7 protein-coding genes are annotated in these 6550 nt (G+C 26.2%); 2 read left to right on the top strand and 5 right to left on the bottom strand.

Annotated features, from left to right (window positions below):
• Positions 1–98: 98 nt before the first annotated feature.
• The 5 genes from KJQ99_RS08215 to KJQ99_RS08195 all read right to left on the bottom strand — a co-directional run bounded on the left by KJQ99_RS08215 (position 99) and on the right by KJQ99_RS08195 (position 5222).
• Positions 99–1238: a tetrahydrodipicolinate N-succinyltransferase N-terminal domain-containing protein gene (locus KJQ99_RS08215; protein ID WP_214150511.1), complete on the bottom strand. Its 1140-nt coding sequence runs from the start codon at positions 1236–1238 to the stop codon at positions 99–101.
• Positions 1239–1247: 9 nt separating this feature from the next.
• Positions 1248–2414 (bottom strand): sulfate adenylyltransferase, encoded by a 1167-nt coding sequence (locus KJQ99_RS08210; protein WP_214150510.1) that lies wholly within the window; start codon positions 2412–2414, stop codon positions 1248–1250.
• The gene (locus tag KJQ99_RS08205; RefSeq protein ID WP_214117208.1) at positions 2395–3261 is read right to left on the bottom strand and encodes a response regulator; all 867 of its coding nucleotides are present in this window, start codon (positions 3259–3261) and stop codon (positions 2395–2397) included. The genes KJQ99_RS08210 and KJQ99_RS08205 overlap by 20 nt, the downstream gene beginning before the upstream one ends.
• Entirely contained in the window at positions 3242–4411 is a 1170-nt protein-coding gene (gene ispF, locus KJQ99_RS08200; protein ID WP_214150509.1) for a 2-C-methyl-D-erythritol 2,4-cyclodiphosphate synthase, read from the bottom strand. The genes KJQ99_RS08205 and ispF overlap by 20 nt, the downstream gene beginning before the upstream one ends.
• A 115-nt stretch (positions 4412–4526) precedes the next feature.
• Positions 4527–5222, bottom strand: coding sequence for a molybdenum-dependent transcriptional regulator (locus KJQ99_RS08195; protein WP_214150508.1), 696 nt, complete (start codon positions 5220–5222; stop codon positions 4527–4529).
• A gap of 91 nt (positions 5223–5313) precedes the next feature.
• Between KJQ99_RS08195 and KJQ99_RS08190 the strand changes: the two genes are divergently transcribed.
• Positions 5314–5949: an MlaA family lipoprotein gene (locus tag KJQ99_RS08190; protein ID WP_214150507.1), complete on the top strand. Its 636-nt coding sequence runs from the start codon at positions 5314–5316 to the stop codon at positions 5947–5949.
• On the top strand, positions 5946–6488 hold the full coding sequence (locus tag KJQ99_RS08185) for an MlaC/ttg2D family ABC transporter substrate-binding protein (protein ID WP_214150506.1): 543 nt from the start codon (positions 5946–5948) through the stop codon (positions 6486–6488). The genes KJQ99_RS08190 and KJQ99_RS08185 overlap by 4 nt, the downstream gene beginning before the upstream one ends.
• Positions 6489–6550: the final 62 nt, after the last annotated feature.

The following is a 6550-nucleotide window of genomic DNA, read 5'->3' as shown; positions in this document are numbered from 1 at the left end:
AGCGTATTCTTATTGATTTATAAGTTTATATTTAATACTAACAAAATACATATTTTAAGTGATATTTAGAAATTACGATTTCTCGTAATTTCTTAGTTTTAATGTAAATCTTTATTTAGTTTAATTGCTTTTTTATTAAAGCCTACTTGAAGTTTTCCATTAGTTGAGTTTAGTCTAAAGTGTAGGGCATTTAATCCTGATAATTCTTTAGCTTTATAAACATTTTTATCAAAATTAAAATTAGGATTTGCATTCTTAAGTCCATCACATAATAACAATTCAACCTTGCTTCCACCTAAAATTGCAATACCTGCATCAATTATACAATCATCTCCTAAAACTATTCCTGTAACACTATTTGCTCCTAATAAACATCTTTTACCAACACTAATTGGTGTGCCATCAGTCCCGCTTAATACTCCTAAAATACTTGCACCACCGCCAACATCACTACCTTCGCCTACTATTGCAGAGCTTGAAATTCTACCTTCACACATCACTGAACCTAGAGTTCCTGCGTTAAAATTCACATAACTTGCACCTGGCATAATCGTTGTTCCATTAGCTAAATGTGCTCCTAATCTAACCTTAGAAGTATCTAAAATCCTTGTATTATCAGCTGGGATTATTGTTTGTAAATATCTTGGGAATTTATCTACAAAATCAATTTCAGGATAAGTTTTGCTAAATTTTAATTCAGCTTCAAATTCTCTTAAATATTCTAATTCATAAGGTTTTGAATTGCTCCAAGCAAGATTTTTTAATAGCCCAAAAGCTCCATTTAGATTAATCTCTCTTGGTTTTACGAATTGTCTTGATAATAAATGTAGTTTTAAATAAACACTAGCAATGCTTTTAGGTGCTTCATCGTTATTTAGTGCAACTAGAAAAAATCTTTCATTTTTTATATTTTTTAAAGCTGCTTTTAGACTTATTATATTTTCGTGTCTTTTGCCATCGTTTTCAAAGCATTCAAAATGTTTTAAGATATTTTTGATTTGCTCTTCTTTAAGCTCGATACAAAATTCACTTTCATTTTTGTAATTATTTAGTGCTAATTCTTTAAAATATACAGCAAAAGTGCCGAAATTTTGCATATAATTTACATTTGCAAAATCAATATAAATTAATTCTTTGCTTTTTTGTCCGAAATACCCAACACCTAAAGCAAAAGCAAGTGGTTTAAAAAAGTCTTTTTCGCTTTGAACTTTTTCACAAAATTCATTAAAATTATTCATAAAATCTCCTTAAATCATATAACTTGTTTGATATAAAGTAATTAGCTCTTTATAAAGGTCTTCATCACTTCGTTTTTCTATAATACCATTACTTGGAAATAATCCATCATAAATCATTTGAACATTTTTAAATCTATTAGGGTGTAAGTGTGCTAATAGCTTTGCTGATATTTCTTTTCTTACTAAAACGGTTGGCGGGATTAGCCCTGAATGAAGCATTTCTCTAATCATTGATGAACGATATTTTATGTGATGATGAGCTCCGTGTGGGCATGATTTTGTGCTTACCATTACATTGCATTTATTACAAAATACAAATTCAGGTAAAACTATTAGCTCTAAGCCTGTTTTTTTAGATAATTCATCTATGGCTGTATGAGCTAAATTATTATCATAAAACAATCCTAAACCTTGATGATTTTGTCCTATTACTAGCTTATTTGCACCAAATGAACTTGCCAATAAACATTCGTAATTTGGGTCAAGGTAAGGACTAAATAAATCTATGTTTTTTAAATACACAGGGAAAATTCTCTCAAGTGGTAAAAAGTTTTTCGCATAGTATTCAAAGCATTCTTTTTTTGCTTGAAAATTTAAAGAATTTGTATCATATCCTTCAACTACGAAAATTATCACTAAATCAGCCTTATCAATAGTCCATCTTAGCATTCTTTCGTGTGCTCTTGTAATTGGGTCGGCATTTAGGATTAGGGCTGTTATTTTCTTAGCATTATTTTTTTTGATTTTATTATTTAGAGCAGTTTTTACTTTTTTAAATTCATTATTAAAAATCTCAACCTTTCCTGCTATGCAAGGATTTAATTCTTTATCTAATTTGCAAGTATTTGCACTAAATATATTTGTATATGCTTTATCATTATCAAAAGTAGTTGCTTGAGTGATTTTTCCTACTTTTTTATCATTTAATATTAAAGCAACTTCATTGTTGCATTGATAGTTTTTAATATCATTATTTAATTCGTAATTAGGAGAAAAAGCCAAAGTACAGGCTGATATATTTTTATCAATTGTGGCGGAATTAAATTCTTTAAAAACTTCTTCTTTATTTGGTAAATATCCATTGGTATTAAAAGAATTAATTTCAATTAAACTTAATATACTTAATTCTTTTTCAGTAATTTTTATTTCTTTTATTTTATTTTTTATTGATTCCATATTTTCTCCTTTTTTCCCAAAGTGATTTTCTGCTTAATCCTAATTTTTTACTAAGTTCTGTATCAGAATAGCTTTTTTGCCAATTAATTATCATATTTTTTATGTAATCATCAATTGTTAGAATTTCTCCTAATGCTAGTGTATTTGAATTGTCTTCTAGCTCAATTATGTTAAAGCCTTCAATATCGGCATTTCCATTAGTGTGAAATATAAAATTTTGCCCTTTACTAAGCTTGATAATTTGCTCTAATTTAGAGCCTTTTAAAACTTGAAAATTTGTAAAATATCTAATATCTCTATCTCCTACTAATAAATTATTTAGATTAAATGAGCTACTTAAATCAGTAAAATGAATATTTACATTATGAGAGAATACATAATTAAAAACATAGCTATCTGCTAAGATTTGCTTATTTGTTTTTATTAGTGTTGGAAATACTAATCTTTTTGCTGTATGAAATTTTGAATCAATAACTGATTTTATATAGCTACTTAATGCGGTATTTTGAGCTTTTAGCTTGTTGTAGCCATAAAAATAGTTTATTTTTCTAATAAGTTCTTCTATCATAAAAGGTTTTTGTATGTAATCATACGCTCCAGCTTCAATAGGCATACTAACTGTATCACTACTCACATAAGAAACTAACAATAATATAACGCTATTTTTATGATTTTGAATAACTTTTAAAAAATTATCTATATTAGTAGATAGCAAAATAACATCATAATATTTGTTTTTTATATCTTTAAAATCATTTGCAACTTCACAAATATATCCAGCATCATTTAGCTTTAAAGCCATACTTTGAGCTAAGTAAATCTCATTTTCAACTATTAATATTCTCATACTCGCTCCAATCAAATAATTTCATATTAACAACTACGCTTACGCTTATACCTTCGCATCGCCCAACAAAACCTAGTTTTTCTGTTGTAGTAGCTTTTATATTAATATTGCTTGTTTTTAGGGTAGTGATTAAATTTTTTAGCATTTCTTGTTTATATTTTAAGAGTTTTGGTTTTTCAGCACATATTGTAATATCAGCATTAATTAGCTCGTATCCATAAGATTTGCATTTATCATAAGCAAGTTTTAATAGTTGCATAGAATTTGCGTTATGATAATTATCATCATCAGGGCTAAAAGCAGCTCCAATATCTTCTAAGCCACAAGCTCCAAATAAAGCATCAGTAAATGCGTGAGCTAATACATCTCCATCAGAGTGTGCTTTTAGAGCATATTCTTTTCCTAGTCTTACACCTGCTAAGATTAATTCTTCATTTTTATTATCTTCATCTAATTTATGCCCTACATTAGAGTGGCAAAACTCATGAACATCGTATCCATATCCAACAAAAATATCTTTACTTGGCTTTGCTAGATTGAGTAATTTTAATTTTTGCAAGTCATTTTTTGTAGTTATTTTAAAGCTTAATTCATCTCCATTTATAGCTTTTATTGTTCCGTTATTTGCTAATATTGCCGAGCTTTCATCTGTAAAATTTTTTAAATTCGCAGATTTTAAAGCAGAGCTTTTGCTAAGTTGTGGGGTTTGAACTAATCTTAGTTCATTTCTATTTAAATAGCATTGTTTTTCTTCATTATAAATTGTATCAACAATTTTAATAGCTGGAAAAACGCAATCATAATTTTTAGCATTTAATATAAGTTCGTTTAATACATTAGGATTAATAAAAGCTCTTGCTACATCAGTAATTAAAACATATTGAGAATTTATTTTTTCTAAAGCATTTTCAATACTTTCAAATCTTTCTTTACCGCCTTTAACATAAATATAATTTGGCTCTTTAACTTCATAAAAACAAGGCTCATCACAAACAATTATTATTTTTGAAAACTTATATAATTTCTCAAATTCTTTTGCTAAATATAGCCATAATGGGGATTTATTTATATATAAATTTTGCTTTTTACAAGGTAAATTAAACCTAGTAGAATTACCTGCAGCCAATAAAATAAGCGTTATATCCAACATAATTATCCTTAAAATTATGATTTTGAGTAAGTTTTTAACATAATTTTATTTAAATCTTATCTAAAATGTAACATTTTTATAAATTAAATTAAAAATTGTTACATTTCGTAACAAGTTATAAAGATACTATGATTTTTTTAGCGGGAATTTGAAATTGAATTACATCATTTATTGAGTAATTTTTACATAATTTATTTTTTTTACCAATTGCTTTGATGATTTGATTATTGAAATTTAATGTAAAATAAATTAGCTCATCTTTAATATCTATATTTTGAATAATTGCATTAAAGCTATTTTCTTTATTATTTTCTAATTCTATAAAATTAATTTTTGTTATTAATATAACTTCATCAAATAATTTTAGATTTAATTCAGTAAGAGCAGCTACTGAAATATTTGCTTTTATTAAGTCATCACCGCATTTGCAAGTTAGATTTATATAATTTTTCTCATTTTTAATCTCAACTATTTTAGCCTTAATTTTATTTTGAGCTGATAGTTTATAGGTAAAATCATCATTGAGTTTGGCTTTAAATTTGCAAAACTCTTCATATTTTTTTAATATATCTTCACTAAAAGCACTTAATTTACTTCCTTCTTTTCTTGAAGTATTTGAAAATAAATTATACTCACTAGCTTTGCTTATTTCATCAAGACTATCCCAAGCATTTTTATAAGAAATATTCAAATTCTTAGCAGCTTTGCTAATGCTTTTGTCTGTTTTAATTTGTTGTAAAAGCAATATATGTTTTTTTGTAATTTTTACATTATCATTTAAAATAAATTCAATTTCTAGATTAATTTTCATAGTTTGTTCTTACTATTTTTTTGTTATTATTTGCCAAAAATACTAACTATGGAGTAATTTTGTGATAAAAAAAATATTTTTTATTCTTTCTTTGATTACACTAGTAGTTGCGAACGAAATTGATGATTTTGAAGCAGAATTTAATCAAGTAGAAAGGGTAGATAAATTTTATAATTACAATAAAGCTGTTACTAGTTTTAATTATGCAGTTTATAATATGAGTTTAAGACCACTTAGCAATATTTACAATACTATCACTCCTCCAATAGTTAAAAAAGGTGTTAATAATTTTTTCCACAATTTAGGGTCTCCGCTTAGATTTATTACTTTATACTTGAGTGGAGAATTTAAATCAGGAACTGCTGAATTAGGAGCATTTTTAGGTAATACCACATTGGGTTTAGGTGGTATTTTAAGACCTTTTAAATATGAAAAAGAAAGTGATTTTGGCTTGATGCTTGCTAGATGGGGTGTTCCACCAGGAGAGCATATTGTTTTACCATTTTTAGGGCCTGCAAATGTAAGAGATGCTTTAGCTTTGCCGTTTGATTATGCTTTAAAGCCTAGTTTTTATTTAACTAATAATGCTAGTATTAGCGTTTCTGCTTTTGGGCTGATTGATAAAACAAGTAGTAATTCTGCTTTAATTAATGAAGCTTATAAAAGTATAAATCCTTATGTAACAATAAGGGATTTTTATGAAAAAAACCGAAAGGAATTAGAATGAAAAAATTATTAATAATAGCTTTAAGCTTAGCAAGTTTATATGCTTACAAAATTGATACTTTTAAAGATGATATTGTTTTAGATGTTGCAAAAATACAAGATATCTTTAAGGGTGATAGCAACGATAAATCACAAGATTTATTTAATTTATTAAAAGATGATTTAGATATTGAATTAATGACAAAATTAGTTCTTTCAAAAAACGCTAATGAGTTAAGCGCTGAAAAATTAGCAGAATTTCAAAATATTTTTATAGAAAGACTTAAAAAAGATTTTTCATCTAAAATTGATTTGGTTAAAGGTAGTAGCCTTGAATTAACAAGCACTAATATAGATGATAAAAGATGTCAGGCAAATATGAAAGTTGAGTATGAAGAACAAGTTAAAGAAATGATATTTAAGTTTAGAATTATCAATAACGAATGTAAGTTATATGATATTGATATTTTAAATACAAGTTTAATAGCTAGTTATAGAGCTCAGTTTTTAGATATTATAAAACAGAGTGGAATTAATGGCTTATTTGAAAAGCTTAAATGAATAAAATAATTAATTTTCTTCTTGTAAATTCTAAAAAAGTTTTTATGATAACTCTATTAATT

Origin of the sequence: Campylobacter sp. 2018MI13, assembly GCF_018501135.1 — a bacterium.
GTDB lineage: Bacteria > Campylobacterota > Campylobacteria > Campylobacterales > Campylobacteraceae > Campylobacter_E.
The sequence above is the reverse complement of the archived record's forward strand: the minus strand, read 5'-3'. Positions and strand labels throughout refer to the sequence as shown.

Excerpts from the sequence above, each read along its gene's own strand:
- KJQ99_RS08215 (WP_214150511.1), bottom strand. The coding sequence starts at position 1,238 with ATGAATAATTTTAATGAATTTTGTGAAAAAGTTCAAAGCGAAAAAGAC.
- KJQ99_RS08210 (WP_214150510.1), bottom strand. The coding sequence starts at position 2,414 with ATGGAATCAATAAAAAATAAAATAAAAGAAATAAAAATTACTGAAAAA.
- KJQ99_RS08205 (WP_214117208.1), bottom strand. The coding sequence starts at position 3,261 with ATGAGAATATTAATAGTTGAAAATGAGATTTACTTAGCTCAAAGTATG.
- ispF (WP_214150509.1), bottom strand. The coding sequence starts at position 4,411 with ATGTTGGATATAACGCTTATTTTATTGGCTGCAGGTAATTCTACTAGG.
- KJQ99_RS08195 (WP_214150508.1), bottom strand. The coding sequence starts at position 5,222 with ATGAAAATTAATCTAGAAATTGAATTTATTTTAAATGATAATGTAAAA.
- KJQ99_RS08185 (WP_214150506.1), top strand. The coding sequence starts at position 5,946 with ATGAAAAAATTATTAATAATAGCTTTAAGCTTAGCAAGTTTATATGCT.